General features: G+C 56.4%; 28 protein-coding genes and 1 tRNA gene. 17 read left to right on the forward strand and 12 right to left on the reverse strand.

Annotated features, from left to right (window positions below):
- Positions 1–173 precede the first annotated feature (173 nt).
- The 13 genes from rpsM to ACRZ91_RS06585 all read left to right on the forward strand — a co-directional run bounded on the left by rpsM (position 174) and on the right by ACRZ91_RS06585 (position 12,757).
- Positions 174–542: a 30S ribosomal protein S13 gene (gene rpsM / locus ACRZ91_RS06525; protein WP_008757392.1), complete on the forward strand. Its 369-nt coding sequence runs from the start codon at positions 174–176 to the stop codon at positions 540–542.
- Between the two features lie 15 nt (positions 543–557).
- Positions 558–947: a 30S ribosomal protein S11 gene (gene rpsK / locus ACRZ91_RS06530; RefSeq protein ID WP_010437126.1), complete on the forward strand. Its 390-nt coding sequence runs from the start codon at positions 558–560 to the stop codon at positions 945–947.
- 115 nt (positions 948–1,062) lie between these two features.
- Positions 1,063–2,079: a DNA-directed RNA polymerase subunit alpha gene (locus tag ACRZ91_RS06535; RefSeq protein ID WP_010437127.1), complete on the forward strand. Its 1,017-nt coding sequence runs from the start codon at positions 1,063–1,065 to the stop codon at positions 2,077–2,079.
- Positions 2,080–2,209: 130 nt separating this feature from the next.
- Positions 2,210–2,629: a 50S ribosomal protein L17 gene (gene rplQ / locus ACRZ91_RS06540; RefSeq protein ID WP_480903439.1), complete on the forward strand. Its 420-nt coding sequence runs from the start codon at positions 2,210–2,212 to the stop codon at positions 2,627–2,629.
- A gap of 207 nt (positions 2,630–2,836) precedes the next feature.
- The gene (locus tag ACRZ91_RS06545) at positions 2,837–4,222 is read left to right on the forward strand and encodes a trypsin-like peptidase domain-containing protein (protein ID WP_480903442.1); all 1,386 of its coding nucleotides are present in this window, start codon (positions 2,837–2,839) and stop codon (positions 4,220–4,222) included.
- 3 nt (positions 4,223–4,225) lie between these two features.
- On the forward strand, positions 4,226–5,539 hold the full coding sequence (locus tag ACRZ91_RS06550; RefSeq protein WP_170544307.1) for a replication-associated recombination protein A: 1,314 nt from the start codon (positions 4,226–4,228) through the stop codon (positions 5,537–5,539).
- 104 nt (positions 5,540–5,643) lie between these two features.
- Positions 5,644–6,687: an RluA family pseudouridine synthase gene (locus ACRZ91_RS06555; protein ID WP_480903445.1), complete on the forward strand. Its 1,044-nt coding sequence runs from the start codon at positions 5,644–5,646 to the stop codon at positions 6,685–6,687.
- Complete coding sequence (locus ACRZ91_RS06560; RefSeq protein WP_480903447.1) at positions 6,684–7,355, forward strand: HAD-IA family hydrolase; 672 nt, start codon at positions 6,684–6,686, stop codon at positions 7,353–7,355. The genes ACRZ91_RS06555 and ACRZ91_RS06560 overlap by 4 nt, the downstream gene beginning before the upstream one ends.
- A 5-nt stretch (positions 7,356–7,360) precedes the next feature.
- Positions 7,361–8,068: an ATP12 family chaperone protein gene (locus tag ACRZ91_RS06565; RefSeq protein WP_480903449.1), complete on the forward strand. Its 708-nt coding sequence runs from the start codon at positions 7,361–7,363 to the stop codon at positions 8,066–8,068.
- A gap of 207 nt (positions 8,069–8,275) precedes the next feature.
- Positions 8,276–9,295, forward strand: coding sequence for an amino acid ABC transporter substrate-binding protein (locus ACRZ91_RS06570; protein WP_010437135.1), 1,020 nt, complete (start codon positions 8,276–8,278; stop codon positions 9,293–9,295).
- Between the two features lie 123 nt (positions 9,296–9,418).
- Positions 9,419–10,651, forward strand: coding sequence for an amino acid ABC transporter permease (locus ACRZ91_RS06575; protein WP_170478212.1), 1,233 nt, complete (start codon positions 9,419–9,421; stop codon positions 10,649–10,651).
- A gap of 3 nt (positions 10,652–10,654) precedes the next feature.
- On the forward strand, positions 10,655–11,953 hold the full coding sequence (locus ACRZ91_RS06580; RefSeq protein ID WP_170544300.1) for an amino acid ABC transporter permease: 1,299 nt from the start codon (positions 10,655–10,657) through the stop codon (positions 11,951–11,953).
- A gap of 12 nt (positions 11,954–11,965) precedes the next feature.
- The gene (locus tag ACRZ91_RS06585) at positions 11,966–12,757 is read left to right on the forward strand and encodes an amino acid ABC transporter ATP-binding protein (protein ID WP_029621560.1); all 792 of its coding nucleotides are present in this window, start codon (positions 11,966–11,968) and stop codon (positions 12,755–12,757) included.
- Positions 12,758–12,802: 45 nt separating this feature from the next.
- On the opposite strand, the gene ACRZ91_RS06590 is transcribed toward ACRZ91_RS06585, so the two are convergent.
- From ACRZ91_RS06590 to rpmH, 12 genes are all read right to left on the reverse strand, one after another.
- A complete protein-coding gene (locus tag ACRZ91_RS06590) occupies positions 12,803–13,300 on the reverse strand; it encodes a SixA phosphatase family protein (RefSeq protein WP_480717276.1) in 498 nt (165 codons plus the stop codon).
- Complete coding sequence (locus ACRZ91_RS06595; RefSeq protein ID WP_480903454.1) at positions 13,297–14,010, reverse strand: ferredoxin; 714 nt, start codon at positions 14,008–14,010, stop codon at positions 13,297–13,299. The genes ACRZ91_RS06590 and ACRZ91_RS06595 overlap by 4 nt, the downstream gene beginning before the upstream one ends.
- Positions 13,947–14,741 (reverse strand): sterol desaturase family protein, encoded by a 795-nt coding sequence (locus ACRZ91_RS06600; protein WP_480904114.1) that lies wholly within the window; start codon positions 14,739–14,741, stop codon positions 13,947–13,949. Before ACRZ91_RS06600 ends, ACRZ91_RS06595 begins: the two co-directional genes overlap by 64 nt.
- A gap of 57 nt (positions 14,742–14,798) precedes the next feature.
- The gene (argB, locus tag ACRZ91_RS06605) at positions 14,799–15,662 is read right to left on the reverse strand and encodes an acetylglutamate kinase (protein ID WP_480903456.1); all 864 of its coding nucleotides are present in this window, start codon (positions 15,660–15,662) and stop codon (positions 14,799–14,801) included.
- A 60-nt stretch (positions 15,663–15,722) separates the two neighbouring features.
- Positions 15,723–16,376 carry a ribosome biogenesis GTP-binding protein YihA/YsxC gene (gene yihA, locus ACRZ91_RS06610; RefSeq protein ID WP_480903459.1) on the reverse strand — a complete coding sequence of 218 codons (654 nt, stop codon included), beginning with the start codon at positions 16,374–16,376 and terminating at the stop codon, positions 15,723–15,725.
- Entirely contained in the window at positions 16,373–17,110 is a 738-nt protein-coding gene (locus tag ACRZ91_RS06615) for an MOSC domain-containing protein (RefSeq protein ID WP_480903462.1), read from the reverse strand. The genes yihA and ACRZ91_RS06615 overlap by 4 nt, the downstream gene beginning before the upstream one ends.
- Positions 17,107–18,930 carry a membrane protein insertase YidC gene (yidC, locus tag ACRZ91_RS06620; protein WP_480903465.1) on the reverse strand — a complete coding sequence of 608 codons (1,824 nt, stop codon included), beginning with the start codon at positions 18,928–18,930 and terminating at the stop codon, positions 17,107–17,109. The genes ACRZ91_RS06615 and yidC overlap by 4 nt, the downstream gene beginning before the upstream one ends.
- A gap of 126 nt (positions 18,931–19,056) precedes the next feature.
- Positions 19,057–20,598: an EAL domain-containing protein gene (locus ACRZ91_RS06625; RefSeq protein ID WP_480903468.1), complete on the reverse strand. Its 1,542-nt coding sequence runs from the start codon at positions 20,596–20,598 to the stop codon at positions 19,057–19,059.
- Positions 20,599–20,668: 70 nt separating this feature from the next.
- Entirely contained in the window at positions 20,669–21,553 is an 885-nt protein-coding gene (ttcA, locus tag ACRZ91_RS06630) for a tRNA 2-thiocytidine(32) synthetase TtcA (protein WP_480903471.1), read from the reverse strand.
- A 44-nt stretch (positions 21,554–21,597) separates the two neighbouring features.
- On the reverse strand, positions 21,598–21,825 hold the full coding sequence (gene yidD, locus ACRZ91_RS06635; protein WP_010437166.1) for a membrane protein insertion efficiency factor YidD: 228 nt from the start codon (positions 21,823–21,825) through the stop codon (positions 21,598–21,600).
- Positions 21,822–22,244, reverse strand: a complete 423-nt coding sequence (rnpA, locus tag ACRZ91_RS06640; RefSeq protein ID WP_480903475.1) for a ribonuclease P protein component — start codon at positions 22,242–22,244, stop codon at positions 21,822–21,824. Before rnpA ends, yidD begins: the two co-directional genes overlap by 4 nt.
- Positions 22,245–22,269: 25 nt before the next feature.
- Positions 22,270–22,404: a 50S ribosomal protein L34 gene (gene rpmH / locus ACRZ91_RS06645; protein WP_005980833.1), complete on the reverse strand. Its 135-nt coding sequence runs from the start codon at positions 22,402–22,404 to the stop codon at positions 22,270–22,272.
- A gap of 297 nt (positions 22,405–22,701) precedes the next feature.
- Between rpmH and ACRZ91_RS06650 the strand changes: the two genes are divergently transcribed.
- From ACRZ91_RS06650 to ACRZ91_RS06665, 4 genes are all read left to right on the forward strand, one after another.
- Positions 22,702–23,433, forward strand: a complete 732-nt coding sequence (locus tag ACRZ91_RS06650) for a TVP38/TMEM64 family protein (RefSeq protein WP_480903478.1) — start codon at positions 22,702–22,704, stop codon at positions 23,431–23,433.
- Between the two features lie 3 nt (positions 23,434–23,436).
- Complete coding sequence (locus ACRZ91_RS06655) at positions 23,437–24,855, forward strand: dihydrolipoyl dehydrogenase family protein (RefSeq protein WP_480903481.1); 1,419 nt, start codon at positions 23,437–23,439, stop codon at positions 24,853–24,855.
- An 18-nt stretch (positions 24,856–24,873) separates the two neighbouring features.
- Positions 24,874–26,256, forward strand: a complete 1,383-nt coding sequence (locus tag ACRZ91_RS06660; RefSeq protein ID WP_480903484.1) for an ATP-binding protein — start codon at positions 24,874–24,876, stop codon at positions 26,254–26,256.
- Between the two features lie 64 nt (positions 26,257–26,320).
- Positions 26,321–26,397 (forward strand) — tRNA-Arg (locus tag ACRZ91_RS06665).
- The last annotated feature ends 583 nt before the right edge of the window (positions 26,398–26,980 follow it).

Consider the following 26,980-nt stretch of genomic DNA (forward strand, 5'->3'; position numbering starts at 1 on the left):
AAAAGCCCATATCGACCCCCATCCCTAAGGGGAATCAAGATCGCATGGGGGATTCGTCCCCAATGCCCCGACCACCTCGAATAATACTGGACCCTCTGGCGTCACTGCCACGGTCAAGTGTTGTGAAAAAAGGTTCCGGAGTTACGGAACCGCAACAAAAAGGAAAGTGACACGTGGCACGTATTGCCGGCGTAAACATCCCGACTGCAAAGCGGGTACCAATCGCCCTCACATATATCACCGGTATCGGAAACACCTCGGCCAAAGCGATCTGCGAAGCCGTAGGCATCGAAGCGCACCGTCGCGTCAACGAACTGTCCGACGCCGAAGTTCTGGCCATCCGCGAGCACATCGATGCGAACTTCACCGTTGAAGGTGACCTGCGTCGTGAAGTTCAGATGAACGTCAAGCGTCTGATGGACTTGGGCTGCTATCGCGGTCTGCGTCACCGCCGCAACCTGCCGGTTCGCGGTCAGCGTACCCACACCAATGCTCGTACTCGCAAAGGCCCCGCAAAGGCCATTGCCGGTAAGAAGAAATAAGGGAGGGTCTGACCGATGGCACGCGATAAGACTCGCATCAAGCGCAAAGAGCGCAAGAACATCGCATCGGGCGTTGCCCATGTGAACTCGACCTTCAACAACACCAAGATCCTGATCTCGGACGTACAGGGCAACGCCATTTCGTGGTCGTCTGCCGGTACCATGGGCTTCAAAGGATCGCGGAAATCGACACCCTACGCCGCTCAGATGGCTGCAGAAGACGCAGGCAAAAAGGCGCAGGACCATGGCGTCAAGACGCTGGAAGTCGAAGTTCAGGGCCCCGGTTCGGGCCGTGAATCGGCTCTGCGCGCGCTGGCAGCGGTGGGCTTCAACATTACGTCGATCCGCGACGTGACACCGATCGCTCACAACGGCTGCCGTCCGCCGAAGCGTCGTCGCGTCTAAGCGATTTTGAATTAGGCTGGGGCCCGTGTTTTTGCACGGCCCCAGCACGTCATTTTGAACCTCGGGCGTCTGCACCTTGTTGGTCATGGGGCGCGGACAGGAATGGAGGGATTACATGATCCATAAGAATTGGGCAGAATTGATCAAGCCGACCCAGCTTGACGGCAAGCCGGGCAACGACCCCGCGCGCCAGGCAACCCTGGTTGCTGAGCCGCTGGAGCGTGGCTTTGGTCTGACTCTGGGCAACGCGCTGCGTCGCGTTCTGATGAGCTCGCTGCAAGGCGCGGCCATCACCAGCGTTCAGATCGACAACGTCCTGCACGAGTTCTCCTCGGTCGCGGGCGTTCGTGAAGACGTCACCGACATCATCCTGAACCTCAAGGGCGTATCCCTGCGCATGGAAGTTGAAGGCCCCAAGCGCCTGTCGATCAATGCCAAAGGCCCTGCCGTTGTCACCGCAGGTGACATCAGCGAAAGCGCCGGCATCGAGGTTTTGAACCGCGATCACGTCATCTGCCACCTCGACGATGGCGCTGATCTGTTCATGGAACTGACCGTCAACACCGGCAAAGGCTACGTCTCGGCTGAGAAGAACAAGCCCGAAGATGCACCAATCGGCCTGATCCCGATCGACGCGATCTATTCGCCGGTCAAAAAGGTTGCCTATGACGTTCAGCCGACCCGCGAAGGTCAGGTTCTGGACTATGACAAGCTGACCCTAAAGATCGACACCGACGGTTCGATCACGCCGGAAGACGCGCTGGCCTTCGCCGCACGCATCCTGCAGGATCAGCTGTCAATCTTCGTCAACTTCGACGAGCCGGAATCGGCTGGCCGCCAGGACGAAGACGATGGTCTGGAGTTCAACCCGCTTCTGCTGAAGAAAGTGGACGAGCTGGAACTGTCTGTCCGTTCGGCAAACTGCCTGAAGAACGACAACATCGTTTACATCGGCGATCTGATCCAGAAGACCGAAGCCGAGATGCTGCGCACCCCGAACTTCGGCCGCAAGTCGCTGAACGAGATCAAGGAAGTGCTGTCCGGCATGGGTCTGCACCTCGGCATGGATGTCGAGGACTGGCCGCCCGACAACATCGAAGATCTGGCGAAGAAATTCGAAGACGCGTTCTAAGCGCGTCTTCCCAAATGCCCGGCCCGAATTGGGACTATCCGGGGACGAAATGGGCACTTCCGCCCCAAGGAGAGCCGGTGACACGCATCGCCGGCCAGACAAAGCAAAACGCGAAAGAAGGAACTAGAAAATGCGTCACGCACGTGGTTATCGCCGCCTGAACCGTACTCATGAGCACCGCAAAGCTCTGTTTGCGAACATGGCTGGCTCGCTCATCGAGCATGAGCAAATCAAAACAACTCTGCCCAAGGCAAAAGAACTGCGCCCGATCGTTGAAAAACTGATCACTCTGGGCAAGCGCGGCGACCTGCACGCCCGCCGTCAGGCCGCAGCACAGCTGAAAGAAGACAAAGACGTCGCCAAGCTGTTCGAAGTTCTGGGCCCTCGTTACGCCGAGCGTCAGGGCGGTTATGTCCGTATCCTAAAAGCAGGCTTCCGCTATGGCGACATGGCACCGATGGCGATCATCGAATTCGTTGATCGTGACATCGACGCCAAAGGTGCGGCCGATAAAGCCCGCGTTGCTGCTGAAGAGGCTGCAGACGAATAATAAATTCTGACCATTTGGTCGGAAATAAACCTCCGCTCGGGCAGCCGTGCGGAGGTTTTTCTGTTTTGAGGTTCAGATACGGGAATTGTCGGCCACGCCTATGCCTGCAGTGTGTCGACTAAGCTAGTCGCGGTCGCACAGTTCATCGGCTCTTGCATTCATGGCGCGGGCTTCGCATATCTTCGATCATTCCTGATTGGAGGTCACATGATCCGCAGTATTCTAGTGATAAGCCTGATGGTGGTGGCTGCGACTGCCTCAGCTGAAACGCGAGTGCCCCAATCACAGGCCGAGATTGGACTGGGTTTTGCCCCGGTAGTTCGGAAAGCTGCCCCGGCAGTGGTAAATATCTATGCCAAGATTATACGGGAAGGTCGAACCAATTCGCTGTTCTCAGACCCGTTCTTTCAGGACTTCTTTGGTCGGGGGTTTGGGGAGCCCCGTCAACGTATTCAGAACTCGCTCGGATCGGGCGTCGTTTTGTCGGAAGACGGCTATGTCGTGTCCAATTATCACGTGGTTGGGACAGCCACAGAGATACGGGTGGTGACCACTGACCGTCGTGAGTATTCGGCCAAGGTTGTGCTGGGCGATAAGGAAAGCGACATTGCCATCCTGCGGCTGGAGGAGGCGGGCGAGCTACCTTTTCTGCATCTGCGCGACTCCGATCATGTAGAAGTAGGTGAACTGGCGCTTGCGATCGGGAACCCGTTTGGGGTCGGGCAAACTGTGTCTTCAGGGATAATCTCAGGATTGGCGCGGACCGGCACGGCGACGGGTAATGCACGTGGATATTTCATCCAAACCGATGCGGCGATCAATCCCGGTAATTCTGGCGGTGCACTGATCGATGTGAATGGGGATTTGATCGGCATCAATACTTCGATTCTGACCCGGTCGGGAGGGTCAAACGGTATTGGATTTGCAATTCCGGCGAATTTGGTGGCGGAATTTCTACGGCAGGCGCGGGCAGGGAATGAAAGCTTCGTCAGCCCTTGGGCCGGTATGGCCGGTCAGCACATGAGCGCGGATATTGCCGAGTCTTTGGGATTGGTCATCCCGATGGGCGTTGTGGTGTCGGACCTGCATGCGCTTAGTCCGCTGGCCGAAGCGGGCTTGCGGGTAGGCGATGTAGTCACGCATGTGGATGGGGATGAGGTGAATTCTCCAGCCGAGATGAAGTTTCGCATGGTGGTTGCCGGGGTGGGCGGCAAATCCGTGCTGACACGGCTAAGGGGTGAGGAGCGTGCTGATATCGAAGTTGCATTGATCCGAGCGCCCGAAACGCCTGCCGCGAACGAGACGACTTTGGGCGAAGATACCGCGCTGCCAGGGCTTACAGTGTCCGGAGTCAATCCGGCGGTCATTGTGCGTCTGGGATTGAAGCTGTCTCAAACAGGTGTTGTTGTCGTCGATCCCGGACAATACGGCGCACGGGCGGGCTTGCGTGCAGGGGATGTGCTTGAGGTTATAAACGGCGGCAAGATTGACGTGCCAGAAGATGTTGTTCAGGTTCTGACCGACCCGGGTCGCCGGCTTCAGGTTCAAATTGAACGCGGTGGGCGGACAATCTCATTGCGGTTCCGGATGTGATCCGTGAATGATCTGTTTGATACAGGGTCGAGCGAACCCACGGCTTCGCCGCACAGACCGCTAGCAGATCGGTTGCGTCCGCAATCCTTATCCGAGGTGATCGGGCAGGAACAAGTGTTGGGCCAGGATGCTCCGTTGGGAGTGATGCTGGCTTCTGGAAGCCTGTCGAGCCTGATCTTTTGGGGGCCTCCGGGCGTAGGTAAGACGACAATTGCCCGGTTGCTCGCGCAGGAAACTGATCTGCATTTCGTACAGATCAGTGCTATCTTTACCGGTGTTCCGGATCTGAAGAAGGTGTTCGAAGCCGCCAAGATCCGCCGCCAGAACGGGCAGGGCACTTTGCTGTTCGTTGACGAAATCCATCGCTTCAACAAAGCCCAACAGGACGGGTTTCTGCCGCATATGGAAGACGGCACGATCCTTCTGGTCGGCGCGACCACCGAAAACCCGTCCTTCGAATTGAACGCAGCGGTGCTCAGCCGATCTCAGGTGCTGGTGCTGGAACGTCTCAGCCTCGCTGATCTTGAACGCTTGACCCAACGGGCCGAGAAAGAGCTGGACCGTGCCTTGCCCCTAACCCCTGCGGCGCGCGAAGCGCTGCAGGAAATGGCGGATGGCGACGGGCGCGCGCTGTTGAACCTGATCGAACAGGTTGCCGCCTGGACCGTGGAAACCGCACTGGATTCTGATGCGCTGTCGACGCGTCTGATGCGGCGGGCAGCGAAATACGACAAATCGGGGGACGAGCACTACAACCTTATTTCGGCCCTGCACAAATCGGTGCGCGGCTCGGATCCCGACGCGGCGCTCTATTGGTTCGCGCGGATGCTGACAGGGGGTGAAGACCCGCGCTATCTGGCACGCCGGATCACGCGGATGGCGGTCGAGGATATCGGGCTGGCCGATCCGCAGGCGCAATCAATCTGTCTTCATAGCTGGGAAACCTACGAACGGCTGGGCTCGCCCGAGGGCGAATTGGCACTGGCACAAGCGTTGGTGTATCTGGCGCTCGCTCCAAAATCGAACGGGGCTTATGTGGGGTACAAGGCAGCGATGCGGTTGGCAAAACAATCGGGCAGTGAACCGCCGCCCAAACATATTCTTAACGCACCGACATCGCTGATGAAGGATCAGGGATATGGGGCAGGTTACGCCTATGACCACGATGCCGAAGATGGGTTCTCGGGTCAGAACTATTTCCCGGATGATATGAAGCGCCCGGTTCTCTATCAGCCGGTCGAGCGCGGTTTTGAGCGAGAACTAAAAAAACGGTTGGAGTACTTTGCCAAACTGAGAACGCAGCGCAATCCGGGCTAGGCTTGACTCTGCACCCGATGCGCGCGACAGACGCGCATGATTTCTAAGGCACTGAAACAAGCACAATCCGGGCGGATCAGCCGCGCGGAAAAAGGGGCAATGGCATGAGCGGCGTACAGGTGATCACCGTAGCTGAGGGCGATGGCGAACAGCGGTTGGATCGTTGGCTGCGCCGGCTGTTTCCCCATGTCAGCCAAGGCCGGATCGAGAAGATGTGTCGCAAGGGTGAGCTGCGCGTTGATGGCGGGCGGGTCAAAGCCGCGACTCGATTAGAGGTCGGGCAGTCCGTGCGTGTGCCCCCGCTACCGGATGCGGACCATAAGCCGGCAGTCGTAAAGCACCGTGTCTCGGACGCCGACGCAAAGATGATCCGGTCTTGCGTGATCTATAAGGACGATCACGTGCTGGCGCTGAACAAACCACATGGGCTGCCGGTACAGGGCGGAAGCGGTCAGACGCGCCATGTGGACAGCCTGTCAGAAGCGTTGCGCTTTGGGTGCGATGAGAACCCGCGCCTTGTGCATCGGTTGGATAAGGACACATCTGGGGTGCTGTTGATGGCCCGCACGCGCGAAGCCGCCAAGGGGCTGACCGCAGCGTTCCGGCATCGCAACACCCAAAAGATTTATTGGGCGCTCGTTGCAGGGGTGCCGACGCCATATCTGGGTGAGATCAAAACCGGTCTGGTCAAGGCTCCGGGGCATGGCAAACAGGGCGAAGGCGAGAAGATGATCGCTGTTCATCCGAGCGAAGTGAACGATACGCCTGGCGCAAAACGCGCGCATACGCTCTATGCCACGCTCTACCGAGTGGCGGGCCGGGCCGCATGGGTTGCAATGGAGCCGGTAACCGGCCGGACACATCAACTGCGTGCGCATATGGCAGCGATCGGCCACCCTATCATCGGAGATGGAAAATACGGTGGCTCGGGGCAGGAAAACCTCGGCGATGGCTGGGGGGCTCAGCTGGGCGGCATCATCAGCAAGAAACTTCATCTGCACGCCCGTAGCCTGTCATTTGAGCATCCGGAAACACGAAAACCCATCACGATCACAGCCCCATTGCCAGAACACATGAAACACAGTTGGGATACGCTCGGCTGGACCGAGGATCTGGCATCCGACGATCCGTTCGAGCAGCTGCGATGAGTGCGCCCTTACGGTTGGTTCTGTTCGACGTGGATGGCACGCTTGTCGACAGTCAGGGCGCCATCGTTTCGGCGATGACTGCCAGCTTTCAGGCACAGTCTTTGCCAGTGCCGCGCCGAAACGCAATCCTATCCATCGTTGGCTTGTCTCTGCCTCATGCGATGGCACATCTTGCGCCGGATCAGTCCGATCTGGCGCAGAACGCGCTGGTTGATGGCTACAAACAGGCCTATCACGCGCAACGGTTAGAGCAGGGCGCAGCCAGCTCTCCGCTTTATCCAGGCGCTCGGGAAGTAATTCATGCACTCCATGATATGCCCGAGGTGCTGCTGGGGGTTGCGACCGGGAAATCCAAGCGCGGACTGGATGCGCTGTTAGAGGCGCATGGGTTGGAGCAATATTTCATCACTCGGCAGGTGGCCGATCATCACCCGTCAAAACCGCATCCATCGATGATCGAAACGGCGCTGGCTGAAACCGGCGTGGGGGCCGCTCATTCGGTCATGGTAGGCGATACAAGTTTTGACATGGAAATGGCTGCTGCCGCGCAGGTCGCAGGGATCGGAGTAAGCTGGGGATACCATGATCGATCAGCCCTGAGCGCTGCCCAATACGTGATCGAGAGCTTCGAAGAATTGCCAGTTACACTGGCCAACATCTGGGACTGAAAAGTATGAGCGACTGGAAACCAAAACGCTTCTGGACCTCAGGCGCGGTCGTTGAGATTGACAACGGTTACACGGTTGAGTTGGATGGTCGTCGTGTCAAGACACCGGCAAAAGCTGCGTTGGTCCTTCCCACGCATGCCATGGCGCAGGCCATTGCCGATGAATGGGATGCGCAGGAAAAAGAGGTCGATCCGACCACGATGCCTTTCACCCGTTCGGCCAACGCGGCGATCGACAAGGTGCAGCATCAGCATGGTGAGGTTGCTGATATGCTGGCAGATTATGGCGATTCGGATTTGTTGTGCTATCGGGCGACGCACCCCGAGGCTTTGCAAAACCGGCAGGCAAACGATTGGGACCCCGTTTTGGATTGGGCTGCCGACGCACTGGGCGCACGATTAATTTCGCGCGTGGGCGTGGTGCATCAACCGCAAGACGCAGAAACGCTGCAAACGTTGCGCGACCGGGTGCATGCGCTCAATGCCTTTCAGTTGGCGGCGTTTCACGATCTTGTCAGTCTGTCCGGATCATTGATTCTTGGATTTGCTGCGGCTTTGGATTGGCGAGCGCCAGATGAGATCTGGCATATTTCCCGATTGGATGAGCTGTGGCAGATCGAACAGTGGGGTCATGATGATGAGGCACACGCTGCAGCCGAAGTAAAAAAAGCAGCGTTTTTGCATGCCAAGCGTTTCTTCGACATCTCGATCTGAGACTTTTTGAGCTCAAATCGTGATTTTGCGCCCCTTTTTGCCCAAATTGATCAATCGTTTTCCCTGATCCAGCCCTTGACGTTTGTTGATGAATACGCCCAAACTCGGGCCACTAAAGGGGAGACACCTTTTGGGTAACCTTTCTGGCGCGTATAGTGCTGGATCGAACCGTCCCATAAAGGGATGGAAAATCAGGAAGAGGTAAAAATGAAAAAATCCGTAATCTTGGGCATGGCAACCATTGCCGGCCTGGCTGCTGGCGCAGCTGCGGCGGGGACTGTTGACGATGTCAAAGCACGCGGCAAGCTGAACTGCGGTGTGACCACCGGTCTGGTCGGCTTTGCTGCACCCGACGCAAATGGCGAATGGCAGGGCTTTGACGTCTCACTGTGCCGTGCTGTTGCAGCCGCTGTACTGGGCGATGCAAGCGCTGTTGAATTTGTTCCGACCACCGGCAAGACTCGCTTTACCGCGCTGGCTTCGGGTGAGATCGACATGCTGGCTCGTAACACCACTTGGACATTCAGCCGCGACGTAGACCTGAAGTTCGAATTCGTCGGCGTGAACTACTACGACGGTCAGGGCTTTATGGTTCCCAAAGCGCTGGGCGTAAGCTCGGCCAAGGAACTGGACGGCGCAACCGTGTGTATCCAGACCGGCACCACAACCGAGCTGAACCTGGCGGACTTCTTCCGCTCGAACAACATCAGCTATGAGCCGGTTCCGATCGAAACCAACGCCGAAGCACAGCAGCAGTATCTGGCTGGCGCATGTGACGTTTACACCACTGACGCATCGGGCCTGGCTGCTACTCGCGCCACGTTCGAAAACCCTGGTGACCACGTCCTGCTGCCCGAAATCATCTCGAAAGAGCCTCTGGGCCCGCTGGTCCGTCACGGCGATCACGAGTGGGGCGACGTTGTCCGCTGGACTCTGAACGCTCTGGTTTCGGCTGAAGAGCTGGGCGTGACCTCGGCCAATATCGATGAGCTGAGCGCCGGCGCAGGTGACAACCCCGAAGTGAACCGTCTGCTGGGTACCGAAGGTACTCTGGGCGAAATGCTGGGTCTGGACGCTGATTGGGCCGCCAAGGCGATTAAAGCTGGTGGTAACTATGGCGAAGTCTTCGCCAAGAACATCGGTGAAGAAACTCCGATTGGTCTGGCTCGCGGCCTGAACGCACAGTGGACCGAAGGTGGCCTGCTGTATTCGCCGCCGTTCCGCTAAAATCCATTGGAAAGGGCGCAGGGCAACCTGCGCCCTTTTCTCATCAGAATGCTACGAGTTGCTCAAGAGTGGGGAGAACCCCGCCGACAATGAAGCGCTCGAAAAGCACGGGGATTCCTAAATATGTCAACTATGACTGACCCACCGAAAGCTGACTTTCGGTTGTCTATGCTCATAAACGACACCCGCTATCGCTCACTGACATTTCAGGTGATTGCGGCCGTCGTTATTGCGCTTTCCATCTGGTATCTTGGCAACAACCTGATCCAGAACCTCAGGGCCGCCGGCCTCAACATTTCCTACACATTTCTAGGCGACCCTTCGGGGTACGACATTAACCAGCGTTTGATTGAATATGACAGCCAGTCTTCGCATGGGCGCGCAGCTATTGTTGGTATTCTCAATACGCTGCTTGTCGCTGTTCTGGCTTGTGTTACAGCCACGGTGTTTGGTGTGATAGCGGGCGTATTGCGCCTGTCGAATAACTGGCTCGTGTCAAAGTTGATGGCCGTCTATGTCGAGATCTTCCGGAACATCCCGGTCCTGATCTGGATCATCATCATCTTCACCATCATGACGGCAGTATTGCCAGGGCCCAGAGCCTTCCGCGGCGATAACCCAACATCCAGCATGTTGTTTGACTTGTTCGCTTTCACCAACCGTGGTGTCTATATCCCGCGTCCGGAATTCGCCAATGGCTTGTTCAGCGCCACAATTCTGAACTGGGTTGTAGTGATCGTGTTTTTGGTCGGTTCTTGGTTTGCGTCTCGCGAAATCGAAAAACGCGCCACGCTGAAGCAGGAACAAACTGGTGAGCGTCCGAAAACCGGCCTTGTGAAACTGGCCGTTTGGCTGGTGCCTTTTGCGCTGCTGATGGCGGTGATGGGTCTGACTTGGAACATTCCCGAGCTGAAGGGCTTTAACTTCAGCGGTGGTATCAAAATCGGCGGCCCGCTGATCGCTTTGTGGTTTGCCTTGTCGATTTATACCGGTGCCTTCATCGCGGAAAACGTTCGCGCGGGTATTCAGGCGATCTCGAAAGGTCAAACCGAAGCTGCAGCTGCACTGGGCTTGCGCCCGGGGCGGATCATGAATCTGGTGATCCTGCCGCAAGCGCTGCGGGTGATCATCCCGCCGCTGATTTCGCAGTATCTGAACATCACCAAGAACTCGTCGCTGGCGATTGCCGTGGGCTATGCGGATATCACTGCAACGTTGGGTGGCATCACACTGAACCAGACCGGTCGTGCGATCGAGTGTGTTCTGTTGCTGATGCTGTTCTATCTGACCGCTTCGCTGCTGATCTCAATGGTGATGAACGTCTACAACGCATCCGTCAAGTTGAAGGAGCGCTGAGCCATGGCTGATCAAACAACAAACCCGATCGCCTTTGTGGCCGATGGCACCATTCCTCCGTCGCCACCACCAGCGAACCAGACGGGTATTGTGAAGTGGTTGCGAGAGAATCTTTTCTCTGGCGCAACCAATACAATCCTGACTGTCCTGTCGCTGATGTTGATCTATGTGCTTCTGAAGAACACGTTGCCATGGATCCTGAATGGAGTGTGGAACGCGAACTCGCTTGCGGAATGCCGAGAGATTCTCGCCGGTAAAACAGGTGCGTGTTTCGCGGTTCTGACCGAACGCTGGCCTCAGCTTATCTACGGGTTCAAATACCCTACCGATGCGTATTGGCGGCCTAATCTGGCATTCGTACTGATGCTAGCGGCGGTTGCACCGGTCCTGTTCTTCGACCTACCGCGCAAACTCCTGATCTTTACAGCCCTCTATCCCTTTATTGCCTTCTGGCTGATATGGGGTGGCACGATCTTGGTACCCTTCGTTGCCCTACTTGGCTGCGTTGCTGCGGGTGCTGTCTTTCAGAAGCTCGGGAAGAACAGTTTTGCCGCTGGATTCTTCGGGGCCATTATCGTTGCCTTGATCGTCTGGAAGCTTGGCGGTGCATTGATCCCAGAGGATGCGTCCGAGGGGGCATGGCTTTCCGCTGTTCCCAGCCGCGATCTAGGTGGCTTCATGCTCAACATGATGCTGGGCTTGGCCTGCGTATCGTTGTCTGTCCCGTTAGGGATCGCACTTGCGCTGGGCCGTCAGTCGAACATGCCGCTGATCAAGTGGGTCTGCGTCATCTTCATCGAATTCATCCGTGGTGTGCCTTTGATCACACTGCTGTTTGTGGCTTCGGTGATGTTGTCGTATTTCTTCCCGCCTGACAGCACGGTCGACCTGTTCCTGCGCGTTGTGATCATGATCACCATGTTCTCAGCCGCCTATATCGCCGAGGTGATCCGCGGTGGTCTGGCAGCGCTTCCACGTGGACAGTACGAGGCAGCAGACAGTCTTGGTTTGGATTACCCGCAGGCGATGCGGCTTATCATCCTGCCGCAGGCATTGAAGATATCGATCCCCGGTATCGTGAACGTGGCCGTGGGCCTGTTCAAGGACACCACACTGGTTTCGGTCATCTCAATGTTCGATCTGGTGGGCATGATCCGGGGTCCCATCCTGGCGTCGACCGAATGGAACGGCGTCTATTGGGAGCTTCTGGGCTTTGCCGCGCTTCTGTTCTTCGTCGTCTGCTACGGCATCTCTCAATATTCCCAGTGGCTCGAGCGTCGCCTTGCCACGGATCATCATTAAGGAGTTCAACATATGTCTGAACTTGCAATTGACCGCGAAATCGACCGCACCAAGATGCAGGTGAGCGACGAGGTCGCCATCGAAATCAACAACATGAACAAGTGGTACGGATCCTTCCACGTACTGCGCGACATCAATCTGACCGTCAATCAAGGCGAGCGGATCGTGATCGCGGGGCCGTCCGGGTCGGGTAAGTCCACCCTGATCCGCTGCCTGAACGCACTGGAAGAGCACCAGCAAGGCACGATTGTTGTGGATGGGACGGAATTGTCGAATGACCTCAAGAACATCGACAAGATCCGGTCCGAAGTTGGCATGGTGTTTCAGCACTTCAACCTGTTCCCGCATCTGACCATTCTGGAAAACTGCACGCTGGCCCCGATCTGGGTACGTAAAACGCCCAAGAAAGAGGCAGAAGAACGCGCGATGCATTTCCTGGAAAAGGTGAAGATCCCGGATCAGGCGCTGAAATATCCCGGTCAGCTTTCGGGTGGTCAGCAGCAGCGTGTGGCGATTGCCCGCTCGCTCTGCATGATGCCGCGGATCATGTTGTTTGATGAACCGACATCGGCGTTGGACCCCGAGATGATCAAAGAAGTGCTCGACACCATGATAGAACTGGCCGAGGAAGGCATGACCATGCTGTGTGTGACCCACGAGATGGGTTTTGCACGTCAGGTTGCCAACCGTGTGATCTTTATGGACGCAGGCCAGATTGTGGAACAGAACGAACCGGAAGAGTTCTTCAACAACCCTCAGAGCGAGCGGACCAAACTGTTCCTAAGCCAAATTCTGGGTCATTGAACCGAGACCAGAAGATCAGAAAGGCGGGGTTTACCCCGCCTTTTTTTATTCCAGCAATTCGCGTGGGATTTTAAATCCAAGGACTTCACCACTTCCCCAACGAACCGAAGCCCAATCTGGTGCTTCAAAGTGGATGACTGTCGTTGCGCCAGTCGGATAATCGTAGAATCGCGGATGGTTCGGGGCTTGGCGTACTAATCGATGTGCAAACTCTGCAATACCGGGATTATGGCCTAGAATGAGCACGGTCTTTGCCGAAGCCGACGAAAGCGCCTCAAACATTTGATCGGGCCCGGCAAGGTAGAGGCCGGGGGTAAAGGAGAGCTTTGATGCGCTTAGCCCCAACCGGTTCCATGTCTCCCGCGTGCGTTGTGCTGTTGAGCTGATGACTTCATCTGGTAGCCAACCATTGCTTTGTAACCAGCGGCCGATCGCAGGAGCCGACCTTCGTCCGCGTTTGTTTAGTGGCCGGTCGTGATCTTGGACAAATGGATCTTGCCAACTGGATTTCGCATGGCGGGTCAGAATCAGAGTTCGGGTCATGATCGAAAAAAGGCGTTCATGTGATGCGCCGACTGTTCGGGTTGACGCTCGGCACCTGCGCTGACAGGGCAGGCGCGCCGCGCGATACACCCATCGTTCAAGCAGTCTTGTCCAGATTCAGTACCCAGATATCCTTTGCAGGCGGCCACATCGTAGAAGCTGTGCGTATTCAGCGCTTCTACTGGACAGGTGGTTGCGCAAGGGGCGGGGCATTCAATACATGGGGATTGCTGTAAGTTGTGCGGGATCGTAAATTCCCCAGTGAAATGCAAAGCGCCACGGAATGAAATCATCATTCCCACAGTGTCGTGCACCAGTGCCCCTACCGGGCTGCTGAACGTGCGCCCGGAGTTTAGTGCCCAGTCAATGAATGGTGCGTAAGGTGGGCCGCCAAACGGATAGTGCGCTGCGGCTGACAGGTCCTGCGCCAGTTTGCCAATAACTCGCTTTGACCATCGGTCTACAGGATCGGGTTGACCATCCCTCCACTCAGGCGATGCAGTCAGAGTGGGCCAGAACGCTCCTGCCGTCCCCAGCAGGATCAATGTGCCGCCGTCCAGTTGTTTGGCTCCCGACACGCGCGGATGTTGTGCACCCATAACTATCAGCCCAACCTGAGTGGCTGCTCGTTCGACATTGGCGTAGGTCATCGACGGAGGAAGGGCAGAGCCAGGCTCCAGCCCAGTTTTGTTGGTCGATCGTCCTGCCATTCCAATCCCACGCTCATTTGTTCGTGCCCGTCCCGAGGTTGTGCGATGTAAGTCCCCAGCATCCGATCCCAGATAGACAGTGCAAAGCCATAATTGCTGTCATGCTCTGTTCGGAATACCGAATGATGTACGCGATGCATATCGGGTGTCACAAGAACCCTACGTACCACAGCGTCAACGGCAAGGGGGAGCTTCAAGTTTGAATGATTGAACAACGCTGTGCCATTAAGAAGGATCTCGAACAGGATCACAGCCAGGGCGCTGGCGCCGAGCAGATAGATTAGCCCGATTTTCAGGATCATGGACAACGCGATTTCAACAGGGTGAAAGCGGACTGCAGTAGTGACGTCCATGTCTCGGTCGGCGTGATGCACACGATGTAGCCGCCAAAGGATTGGCACCTTGTGGGTAATCAGATGCTGTAGCCAGATTGCAAAGTCCAGAATCAGCAAACACAGAATAAGCTCAACCCACCCTGGCCAAGCGAGCCAATTAAAAACGCCCAATCCATTTTTCCCGGCATAAATGGCAGCGCCAACGGCCAATAAGGGCAACCCAATCGCCATAGTCCTGAGCATCAGTGTGTTCAAAACAGTGATTGATAGATTGGTTAGCCACCGATTTTTTCGCGGACAAGTACGTAAGCGTTTTGGCGCAATTGTCTCTGCCGCCGCAAACACAACAAACAGGATCAAAAACACGCTTAGGCGAAATAGGGGCTCGTTCTCCATACATTCACAATCGAGCATGTTAATGCCCGGTGCAAGATGTCGAAGATCACTATGGCGTTAATCCGGGCGGATCAGGGATCCGGCACCGTGTTCCGTAAACAGTTCGAGCAACACCGCATTTGGCGCGCGCCCGTCCAGTATTACCACTGCCCGAACACCGCTATGAAGCGCGTCCAACGCGGTTTCTGTTTTGGGGATCATTCCACCCGCGATAGTGCCTTCCAGCGTCATCTCACGGATCTGACCGGCTTTCAGTTCGGTCACGACCTCTCCGGCGGCATTCTTGACGCCTGAAACATCAGTGAGCAGCAGAAGGCGATCTGCTTTAAGTGCCGAGGCAATCGCGCCAGCCGCGGTATCGCCGTTGACGTTGAACGTTTCACCATTCTGGCCCGCACCAAGCGGGGCAATCACGGGGATCACGTCATGTGAGAACAGGTCATGCAGAACCTTTGGGTTCATCTTGGACGGTGAGCCCACAAATCCCAGCGATGGATCGGTCTGATCGCAAATCATCAGGTTTGCATCCTTGCCCGACAAACCCACAGCCGAGCCGCCCTGATCGTTGATCGCCTGTACGATACGCTTGTTTACAAGGCCGGACAGAACCATCTCGACCACCTCAACAGTGGCTTTGTCGGTCACACGCTTGCCGCCGACAAATTCCGACTGGATGTCCAGCTTGCCCAGCATGGCGTTGATCATAGGACCGCCGCCATGCACTATGACGGGGTTTACACCGACTTGCCGCATCAGAACAACGTCGCGCGCAAAGCTTTCCATCGCCTCGTCGCTGCCCATGGCGTGTCCACCCAGCTTGATAACAACGATGGCCCCGTCATAGCGCTGCAGGTAGGGCAGGGCGCTGTTCAAGGTGGCTGCTGTGGCGATCCAATCCCGATTCATATCTCTTGTCTTCATGGCTGAGGTCCCTTTGGGCACCCGTGTTAGGGTCTTTGAACGGTGCTGCCAAGAGCCAAGCTATTCCAGATGCGCGATGATCGAGCGCAGGGTGGGAATTCCGTCGCCTTTCTCCGATGATGTTAACACGATCTCGGGGAAGGCTGCAGGGTGTTTGGCAAGCGCACTGCGTACCTGCTGCAGCACTTTCTCGCGGTCGTTGGATTTTACCTTGTCGGCTTTGGTCAGAACGCATTGAAACGTGACAGCGCTGGTGTCCAGCAGCTTCATAATCTCTGCGTCGACCGGCTTTACCCCGTGGCGCGAGTCGATCAGCACAAAGGCGCGGCGCAGGGTTTGACGGCCGCTGAGATATTTTTTCAGCAACCGCTGCCACTTTTCGACGACCTTGACCGGCGCATTGGCGTAACCATATCCCGGCAGGTCAACCAAATAGAGCTCAGGTCCTTGAGTGAAAAAGTTGATCTCTTGTGTGCGGCCCGGCGTGTTTGATGCACGCGCCAGCCCTTTGGTCCCAGTCAGCGCGTTGATTAAGCTGGACTTGCCCACGTTTGAGCGCCCTGCGAAGCAGACTTCCAGCCGGTCAGGTGCGGGCAGGCCGTCCATGGCGACCACGCCTTTGACGAACTCGGATGGTCCGGAAAACAGTTTGCGCCCGGTTTCTGTTGCGAATGCGTCAGGGGATTCGGCCAATGGAAAACGAAGAGCGGTCACAGTACCTGTACCTCGTCGCCGGGGCGGATGCTGCCGCCTTGCAGAACCTCAGCGTAGACCCCGAAATCCTGATGATTCCAATTGCCGAGCGCGCCCAGCGTATCGGCATCGCGTTCACCCGTCTCGGGGTTGGCCGTCGTGGCCAAACAACGCGTAATGCGTTCACGGATGTGAAAGATCACCTCGCCAATTCGTATATTGCGGCCCAGCCAGTCGAATTCCTCCCACAGTGGCAGGCCATCGAACCAGATGTTGCCACGCCAACGTGCAATCGAAAGATCACGGCCCAATTTCTGCTCGACCGCACGGTGAGAGGCCATATTGCACAGGCTGATCGATGGGAAATCGCTATCGGTCATCCCGCGACCGGGAACGCGGATGATGCGGGCCGAGGCGGCCCGGTCTGTCGGCATCAGTGGCCTCACCCAGTCCAGAAATTTGTCTTGTTGCGTGTCGGGCTCAAAACTCAGATCGGGGCGGTTGGGATGGCGCAGCGTGACCGTGTCACCCTGTAGATGCGCTGAGATTGCCATCAACTGAGGCGCCTTCGCGCCGCGGCTGAAATTGTTGCAGGGTACCCATTCCGACCCATCCGCTTTGGATGCCTCATGCGCAACCGCCCAAATACGATCCCCGGGCATGGTCTGCCCGGGGGTCATGGTGATGTAATCAAGGCTTTCGCGCCCGTGACTTTTTATCGGGTGCCGCCACAAAGCGGTTACTGTTCCGCTCATTTGTCATCCGTCTTTGGGGTGCGCTTGAAGCCAGACTTGATGTTTCCGAATACGTCAGGTTTGTAGCCTTGACTGCGCATGATCAGATACTGCTGGGTGAATGTGATCGTGTTGTTCGCGATCCAGTACACCACCAGCCCGCTGGCAAAGCTGCCCAGCATGAACATGAACACCCAAGGCATCCAGGCAAAGATCATCGCTTGCGTCGCATCGGTTGGTGCCGGGTTCAGCTTTTGCTGCAGCCACATCGAGATACCCAGCAACAGCGGCAGGATGCCGATGAAGATCAGCGCCATGAACGTTTCCGGTTGTGGGCCAGCCCAGGGCAACAGGCCGAACAGGTTCATGATCGAGGTCGGATCCGGCGCGCTGAGGTCCTGGAACGGGCCAAACCAGGGGGCTTGGCGCAGTTCGATGGTGACGAAGATCACCTTGTATAGCGAGAAGAAGATCGGAATCTGCATCAGGATTGGTAAACAGCCAGCGGCCGGGTTTACCTTTTCTTTCTTGTAAAGCTCCATCATGCCTTGCTGCATCTTCTGGCGGTCGTCTCCTGCGGCTTCTTTCAACGCCTCCATCTGCGGCTGCAGTTCCTTCATTTTCGCCATCGAGACGTAGGATTTGAAGGCCAGCGGGAAGAGGATTGCCTTGATGATCAAGGTCAGGCCGATGATGGACCAGCCCATATTGCCGATCAGAGCATTGATGTTGTGCAGCAGCCAGAAGATCGGCTTGGTCAGAAAGAAGAACCAGCCCCAGTCGATGCTGTCGATGAATTTCTGCACGCCTTCAGCCTGATATTCACGAATGGCTTCCCATTCCTTGGCACCGGCGAACAGGCGGGTCGTGACCTCGGCGGTTTCACCTGGGTCGACAGTCAGTGTCGGCAGGACCGTCTCGGTCTGATAAATTTTGCGGCGCGAGTCGTATTTGGCGGCTGCTTTGAAAGCTGACCCGGGTTCGGGGATCAGTGTGGTCATCCAGTAATGGTCGGTAAATCCGATCCATCCATCTTCCTTGACCTGATAGACCTCGGCCTGGGCCCTTTCATTCGGGTCGATATCGAAATCGCGGACATCGCCATAATCGACCTCGGACAGTGTGCCATCCGACATGCCAATCACGCCCTCGTGCAAGATGAAGAAATTCTTTAGGCCCGGAAGATCACCATCTTCGCCAATACCGTGCCGGGCGAGAATGCCATAAGGAGCCATGCCCACCTCGGACTGGGTCGCGTTTTCGACCGATTGGGTCACGGTGAACATGTAGTCCTGATCGACCGAGATGATCCGGCGGAAGGTCAGGCCATTGCCGTTGTCCCAGGCAAGCGTGATGGGGCTGTCTACACCCAGTTTCTCTCCCTGCTCCAATGTCCATAGTGTATTGGGGCCGGGAACGTCAGCACCTGCCAAGCCTGCGCCTGGGGCCCAACCATAAATGGCGTAATATGCTGATTCCGACCCGACCGGAGACAGCAATTCGACAATGGGCGCTCCTTCTTCGATCGAAACCTTGTAGTCTTTCAAGAAAAGCTCATCGATCCGCCCGCCCGACAGGGACAGGCTGCCCTCCAGGCGGGGCGTGTCGATTTGCACCCGAGGGGCTTGTTCCTCTGGCAGAGTCTCTTCGGTGGTTGCGGTTGCTTCACCAACAGTGCTGGTGGCACTGGGTGTCTGCACCTCGTCCCCTTCAAGGGCGGTAATTTCAGCCTCATCCTGTGTCACCGATGGTTCGGGCGGTGGAAACAGGACGAACCAGACAAGGATCACCAAAAAGCTGAGCGCAGTTGCAAGGATGAGGTTCTTATTCTGATCGTCCATCGGGGACAGCCACCTTGAGCAGTGAAACACACCCGGTGGGTTCAACAGAGTGCAGCCCCAAAGGTCAAGCGGAATCGCCTCATAAATCGCCGCAGTAACGGATTTGGCGCAATGAAATGACCGATTTCATCCCATATTGCCGCCGATCCTGGGCGCGCTTTTAAGCTGATTACGATGGGCAGTGATCCATTGCATCGTCTGTTCGAACGGCATCGGTTTGGCAATTCCGAACCCCTGCACGTGATTGCTGCCCAACTGTGCCATCAATGCGTGCTCACCCGGGGTTTCGACACCTTCCGCAAGAGTCTCAAGATTCAACCTTTCAGCCATCGTCAGAATCGCGCTGACAAGCTGCTGCTGACTGGGATCCTGGTCGGATTTTGCCACAAATGTCCGGTCGATCTTGATACGCGAAACGTTAAATCGTTTGATTGACGCGATCGAGGCATGACCAGTTCCAAAATCATCCAGATCGATACAACACCCAAGAGTCGCCATGCCTGTCACGTTTCTCGTTATCACGTCATCGGGTCGGCGCGAGAACACGGTTTCCAGAATCTCGACCGCCAATCTGTCTGGTGTCAGTTCAAACTGATCCAGTTCCCACTTCAATCGATCAATCAGGTTGGGATTGCGAAGTTCATCAGACGAGAAATTGATACCTATCCGAGGAATGATCGCATCGGCGCTATCCCAAGTGCGCAGGGCCTCGAAGGCGTGGTGGCGCATGACCTGACCCAACCGCTCCATCAGTTCGGCTTGTTCTGCGAAGGGCAAGAATACCTGAGGGCCAAGCACACCTTTGCCAGGATGCTCCCACCGTACAAGCGCTTCGAACCCGGTAATATTGCCGGTGTCAGTGGACACTTGAGGCTGGAACCAGGGCCGGATTTCCCCATTGTCTAATGCAGCCTCGAACTCTTTGCGCAAGTTGGCTCGAACCAGAGATCGCCGGCGGGTTGCCGTTGAAAAGGCGCGGATTGTCGAAGGCCCGCTTCTCTGGGCCTCGGCAAGGGCAGCCGTGGCGGCCCCTATCCATTCGTCAGCTTCAGCCTGGTGCAGATCCGACAGTAGACAAAACCCGATCGAGCAGGACTGATACACGCCAACTCCGTTTAAAAAGAGCGGTTCTTCGACGGCGCTTTGCAGGCGGCCTGACATTTGAATGCAGGCTTCGAGATCCAGATGCGGTGAGGGATTAAGACCAATCAAAAACCGATTTTGGTCAATCTGGCAAAAGATGTCATGATTGCGGATGATCGAAAGAACGCGATCGCGGAATTGCTGTTTTGCATGATCGGCTGCGGCCTGCCCGTGCAGATCTAGAAGGTCGGCAAAATCGTCCAGAGCTATAGCGATGCAGGCGGCATTCTCGCCTTTGCTACGCGCTGTCTCATTCAAAATCTGCAGTTCGGATTGAAAAACATCATGAGTCACCAGGCCGCTGGGGCGCATTCCCGCGCTATGGGCGGTGTAGGACCGGCTGCCCCATATTCTGGTTGCGGCAAACATAAGCGGCAGGCCAAGCGCCGCCATGAAAAGGGCACGTTCACCACCCAACCAGAACGCTGCCAGACAGATGGCTGGCAAAAAGGCCAGGACCTGTGGTCCGGTCAGGATAACTCGCAACAGATCGAGACATTTATCAACAGAGAGAAATTTCCGCATCGGTTTTACGGCCTTTGGCTTGGGCAAGGATCGCGCAGGCCAACCGTAGGAAATCTATCTGAGTCACTCGTTAACGCAACTTGGGAATTTCCGCCGAATTTTCGTCGTTTTGAATCTGTCCGGTCGAAAGGTTCATAAAATCAAAAAGTTTCGGGTCAAGCAGGTGCGACGGTCTGGCATTTGTCAGCGCCCGGAACATCACCTGACGTCGCCCTGGCGTATTTTTTTCCCACTGGTCCAAAATCTGTTTGACCTGTTGACGTTGCAGCCCGTCCTGGCTGCCGCACAAATCACATGGGATGATGGGATAGTTCATCGCCTTTGCAAATTTCTCGCAATCCGCCTCGGCCACATGGGCGAGGGGGCGATAGACAAACAGATCCCCCTCTTCATTGACCAGTTTGGGCGGCATGGTCGCAAGACGGCCCCCGTGGAACAGATTCATGAAAAAGGTCTCAAGAATATCGTCGCGGTGATGGCCCAGCACGACCGCTGTGCACCCTTCTTCGCGCGCGATGCGATAGAGGTTGCCCCGCCGTAAACGCGAGCACAGTGCGCAATAGGTGCGGCCCTGGGGAACCTTATCCACCACAATCGAATAAGTATCCTGATATTCGATCCGATGCGGCACTCCCATGCGTTCGAGGAACTCGGGAAGAACAGTGGCCGGGAAACCCGGCTGACCCTGGTCCAAATTGCAGGCCAGCAAATCGACAGGCAGCAGCCCGCGCCATTTTAGTTCGTGGAGCACTGCCAGAAGGGTATAGCTGTCCTTGCCTCCCGACAGACAAACCAACCACCGGGGCGTTTTTCCATCATTGGTACGGTCCACCATCCCGTATTGATCAATGGCCTCACGCGTCTGACGCACAATGCGTTTGCGCAGTTTCTTGAACTCGGTGGTCGAGGGCGCCCCGGCAAAGAGCGGATGGATATCGTCAGCTTCGTCGAACATGGGGCGGGCCTATCGCAGTTGAGTGAACCGGGCAAGGGTGAGCGTTATTCGTCGTCGGGAACCGGATCATATCCATCGCTGCCCCATGGATGGCAGCGTCCAATGCGCCGCGCAGCCAGCCATGTGCCCTTGATGGGGCCATGTTTTTCCAGCGCCTCCAGCGCGTAGGCCGAACAGGTTGGTTGGTACCGGCAATTGAAACCAACCCATGGGCTGAAGATCAGCCGATAGGCCCGGATCGGCAGGGCGAGGATATGGGCAAACAGGGTCATTTGCCGCCATGCACTTTGCGCAGGGCAAAGCGCAGATCATCTTTCAGTGCCTCAAAGGGCCGGGCGGCAGTGACCTCGGCACGGCCGATTAGGACGTAATCCCACCCTTCGCGTCCCTGAATGGGAAGAACTGCCCGCGCGACCTCGCGCAATCGGCGCTTGGCGCGGTTGCGGGCCACGGCGTTGCCGACTTTCTTGGAACAGGTAAATCCGACGCGAATACCCGTCGCTTCATCCGTGCCGCGTTTTCGCGCTTGCACCATCATCGAGGCGGTGCCATGCCGTTTCGCCCGCGCTGCTTTAAGAAAATCAGAGCGATTCTGCAGAACAGTCAAAGTTTCATGCGCGCAAACGGACGCCGCCGGGGGCTTGACCCTCGGCTGGTTTGTACCATCCTCAGGGGCCTCCGGCGGCGTCATGTTCATAACCTGATCAGTGAGCGGTTTACGCGCTCAGCGATTTGCGGCCACGTGCGCGGCGCGCGTTCAGGATTTTGCGGCCGGCTTTGGTAGCCATGCGCGCGCGGAAACCGTGGCGGCGTTTGCGAACCAGGTTCGAAGGCTGATAGGTGCGTTTCATCGCTCCGTCTCCAATCTATAGCGGTCGGGTGCGGCGCGGATTCGCCTGGCCCTAGTGTTCGAAGCCCGTCCTCTACTGGGTCACGGGAGTTAAGTCAAACCCCTAGGTGGGGGTTTCGCCGCCTTTTGCAACAATTCTGTAACCGGCACCAGCAAAAGGTTTCAAGTCGCAGGTATTATTGCCCGAATTCGTCACATTCCGGGCCATAAACATCAACGCCGCGTGAGGTCCCTGTTGTGCGGGCCCAAGGCATCGCATGTTGGTGCCAGAATGAAACGCACCAAACCGGACACTGTAATGAGTGATACAACTCAGACCCCGCGCAGCGGACCTGCGCGTCATATCCCTTTGCTGGTGATTCTCGTCGTCGCTGCGGTGGGTTTCTTTACCTTGGGCGATTACCTGACGTTTGAGACCTTGCGCGACAACCGCGAGGCGCTTTTGGCGTGGCGGGATGCCAACTATTTGGCGATGGTTGCTGCCTTTATTGGCATTTACATCGTGATCGTGGCCTTCTCATTGCCCGGAGCTGCGGTGGCATCGATGACCGGGGGCTTCCTGTTTGGTCTCTTCGCCGGGACCGTGTTCAATGTTGTTGCAGCTACGATCGGGGCCTCAGCCATTTTCCTTGCAGCACGCTGGGGGTTGGGCGAGTCACTCACGGCGCGGCTGGAATCCTCGGAAGGGACGGTCAAGAAACTGAAAGACGGCCTGCGTGAGAATGAGATCTCGGTTCTCTTCCTGTTGCGCCTGGTGCCTGTGGTGCCGTTCTTCGTGGCCAATCTGGTGCCTGCATTGGTTGGCGTGAAATTTCGGAACTTCCTGATCACGACTGCGCTGGGCATTATCCCAGGCGGCATCGTCTATACTTGGATTGGCGTCGGGCTCGGGGGTGTATTTGACCGGGGTGAGACGCCGGATGTTTCGTTGCTGTGGGAGCCGTTTGTCATTGGGCCCATCATCGGCTTGTGTGTTCTGGCGGCGCTGCCGATTTTTATCAAATCCCTCCGTGGCCGAAAGGACACTTGATTCATGCAAGAGTTAAAGACCGATATCCTGGTGATCGGTGCCGGGTCGGGCGGATTGTCTGTGGCGGCCGGGGCCAGCCAGATGGGGGCGGATGTCGTCCTGCTGGAGGGGCACAAGATGGGCGGAGACTGCCTGAACTTTGGCTGCGTTCCCTCCAAGGCCCTGATTGCCAGCGGGAAGGCGGCACATGGGCAAGCACACGCTTCGGCCTATGGGGTCGCGGACGTGGCGCCGCAGGTCGACTATGCCGCTGCAAAGGATCATGTGCATGACGTTATCGCTCAGATCGAACCGATGGACAGTCAGGATCGTTTCGAGGGTTTTGGTGTCAAGGTAATCCGGGAATACGGTAGCTTTATATCGCCAACTCAGGTTCAGGCTGGCGATCACCTTATCACAGCCCGCCGCGTTGTTTTGGCCACCGGGTCTTCGCCGCTGGTGCCACCATTGCCGGGTCTGGATCAGGTAACCTATTTTACCAATGAGACCATCTTCGACCTGCGCGACAAGCCGGAGCATCTGCTGATCATCGGTGGCGGCCCGATCGGCATGGAAATGGCGCAGGCGCATATCCGTCTGGGCTGTAAGGTCACGGTGATAGAAGGCCTGAAGGCGCTGGGCAAAGACGACCCCGAAGCTGCAACCCTCGTGCTGGACAGCCTGAAGGCGGAAGGCGTCGCGATTCATGAAAACGCCATGGTGGCTCAGATCAGAGACAATGCGGGCGTCATAGAGGTCGTGACCGAGAATGGAGAGATTCACGCTGGTTCACATTTGTTGCTTGCCGTTGGGCGCAAGGCCAACGTTGATCGCCTAAATCTTGAAGCTGCCGGGATTGAGCGTACTCGCACCGGTATCAAGGTCGACGACTCACTGCGAACTACCAACCGCAAGGTCTATGCTATCGGAGATGTCGCAGGTGGTCTGCAATTTACCCATGTGGCAGGCTATCAGGCGGGGGTTATCATTCGCTCAGCCCTGTTCGGGTTACCGTCAAAGGCGAAGACGGCACATATCCCCTGGGCGACATATACCGACCCGGAACTGGCACAGGTGGGTCTCAGCGAAGCGCAAGCGCGTGCCCAACATGGAGACGCGGTGGAAATTGCCCGTTTCGATTATCACCATAATGACCGAGCGATTTCCGAACGGAAAACGAAAGGCTTTATCAAGGTGATGGTAGTTAAAGGCCGCCCTGTCGGTGCAACAATCGTAGGGCACCAGGCCGGTGAACTGATCAACTTGTGGTCGCTGGCCCTGGCCAATAACCTGAAGATGGGGCAGATCGCTGCCATGGTCTCGCCCTATCCGACGATCGGAGAGCTTAACAAACGGGTGGCGGGTGCCTATTTCACGCCAAGGCTGTTTGAGAATCAAACGGTTAAGAAAGTGGTCAGATTCGTCCAGCGCTGGATTCCCTGACCCAAGGAGGAGCGCAAAGTGAACTCGCTGTCGGGCCGATTTCTGATCCTGACGACGGTCTTCGTGATGTTGGCCGAAGTTCTGATCTTTGTGCCCTCGATTGCGCGCTTTCGTGAAGATTTCCTGCTGAACCGGCTGGAACGCGCTCAGATCGCCTCGCTGGCGTTGCTGGCTGATGACATGCTTGCAGACGAGCTTGAGGCAGAACTGCTGGCCAATGCGGGCGTTTACAACGTTGTGCTGCGCCGCGACGAGGTACGTCAGCTCATGCTGTCTTCACCCATCCCGGATCGGATCTCCAAAACCTTCGATCTGCGCGATGCCAGCGCCTGGGTGCTGATCCGCGACGCGACGCTGCGGCTGTTTACACCCGAAAACGAGGTCATTCGCGTTCTAGGCGCGCCAGTCAAGGATGCTGGCCTGCTGATAGAAGTAACAATGGATAGCGACCCGTTGCGAATGGCGATGACGGATTACGGGCTTCGCATTTTGGGCCTGTCCTTTGCGATTTCTATCATTACCGCCTCATTCCTGTTTCTTGCCGTGCGCGTGGTTCTGGTACGCCCGATCAAAAGTGTGGTCGGCTATATGCAACGATACGCCAGCGCACCCGAGGACGCGCGCGGAATTATCTCACCCAATTCCAAGGTGACGGAACTGCGCGAAGCCGAAGAGGCCTTGCAGATGCTTCAAACTGATCTGACACAAGCCTTGAAGCAACGCGAACGCCTGGCGCAATTGGGAGGAGCGGTGGCTAAGGTTAGTCATGATTTGCGCAACATTCTGACGTCGGCCCAGTTGTTCACCGACCGGATTGAGGCGAGTAATGACCCGCTGGTGGCTCGTATGGCGCCAAAACTTGTCAATTCGATCACCCGCGCCGTCTCATTATGCGAAAGCACACTGGCCTTTGGTCGCGCGGAGGAGCCCGCTCCGACACTGACCATGTTGCGCCTGCGAGAGATTGCCGAGGATGTTGCCACCAGCGAGAGGCTCGCGCTGGCGAATGCCTGTGTTGAGATCGTAAATGAAGTGCCCGAAGATCTTGTTGTCCGTGCTGACCCCGAGCAGATTTTCAGGGTCATTATGAACCTCGTACGCAATGCACGACAGGCGCTGTCTACTTCTGGAAAACCGGGTCGCATTTCTGTAAACGCCTCTGAGCAGGAAAAGGATTGGTGTATCGAAATCAGCGATACGGGCCCGGGTCTTCCGCCAAAGGCCCAAGAGAATCTGTTTACACCCTTTCAGGGGGGCGTGCGTAAAGGCGGCTCGGGTTTGGGATTGGCTATCTCGCAAGAGTTGGTGCGTGGGCATGGCGGGGAGTTGTTTCTGAAAACCACCGGACCCGAGGGAACAACCTTTGAAATAAGGCTCCCACGCGGTGATATGACTTTTTGAAGTTTTTTTGAAGAATCGGCTTGCACGCCCGTGGCCTCAGGTCTAAATACCGCCTCACCAACGCGGACCGATAGCTCAGCTGGATAGAGTACTTGACTACGAATCAAGGGGTCGGGGGTTCGAATCCTCCTCGGTCCGCCACTTGGTTTAACTAAGGCAATGATTTTCAAACCAATTCTAAAAAGTTGATAAATTCCTTCCCCCAATTTGTCCCCCAATAAAATCCGAAAGGTTCTGGCAAATGTCGGATCTTAACATTCAAGACGTGGCCAACTGAGTCGGGTCTTCTGGCGTTTTTTGCACTCCTTCATGTGCCTTGTCATCAAGCACTAGTGGCTCGCCAAAACCGCATCCACGGCACGTGATATCTTTGTTGGATACCGCATTATCGGAAGAACCACATTGTGGGCACTTTGCAAGGACATCGTCGTTGAACCTATCGCAGCCTTTGGACAGATAGGTTCAAACTAGGCTGACTAAATAAGGTTTCACGGAATCCGTTAAGTACCAACCAATTTGTCGCCAACGTGCTTGGCCTAATCTAGTCCGTTTTGTCCGCAGAACAGCCAGAAAGTAAGGCCCAACGATTGTCTCCTTCGGGCCGAGGCACAACTCTGTTGGCTTGAGTATCCACGTTTAGGAGTAAACCCTCCGACTTCCAGTCGGACCCGCTTCAGCGCGACAGAATCGTGTTATGTCCTTACCCTCTGGAAAATGAGCCGCA

This window comes from Ruegeria sp. O11 (assembly GCF_056535285.1).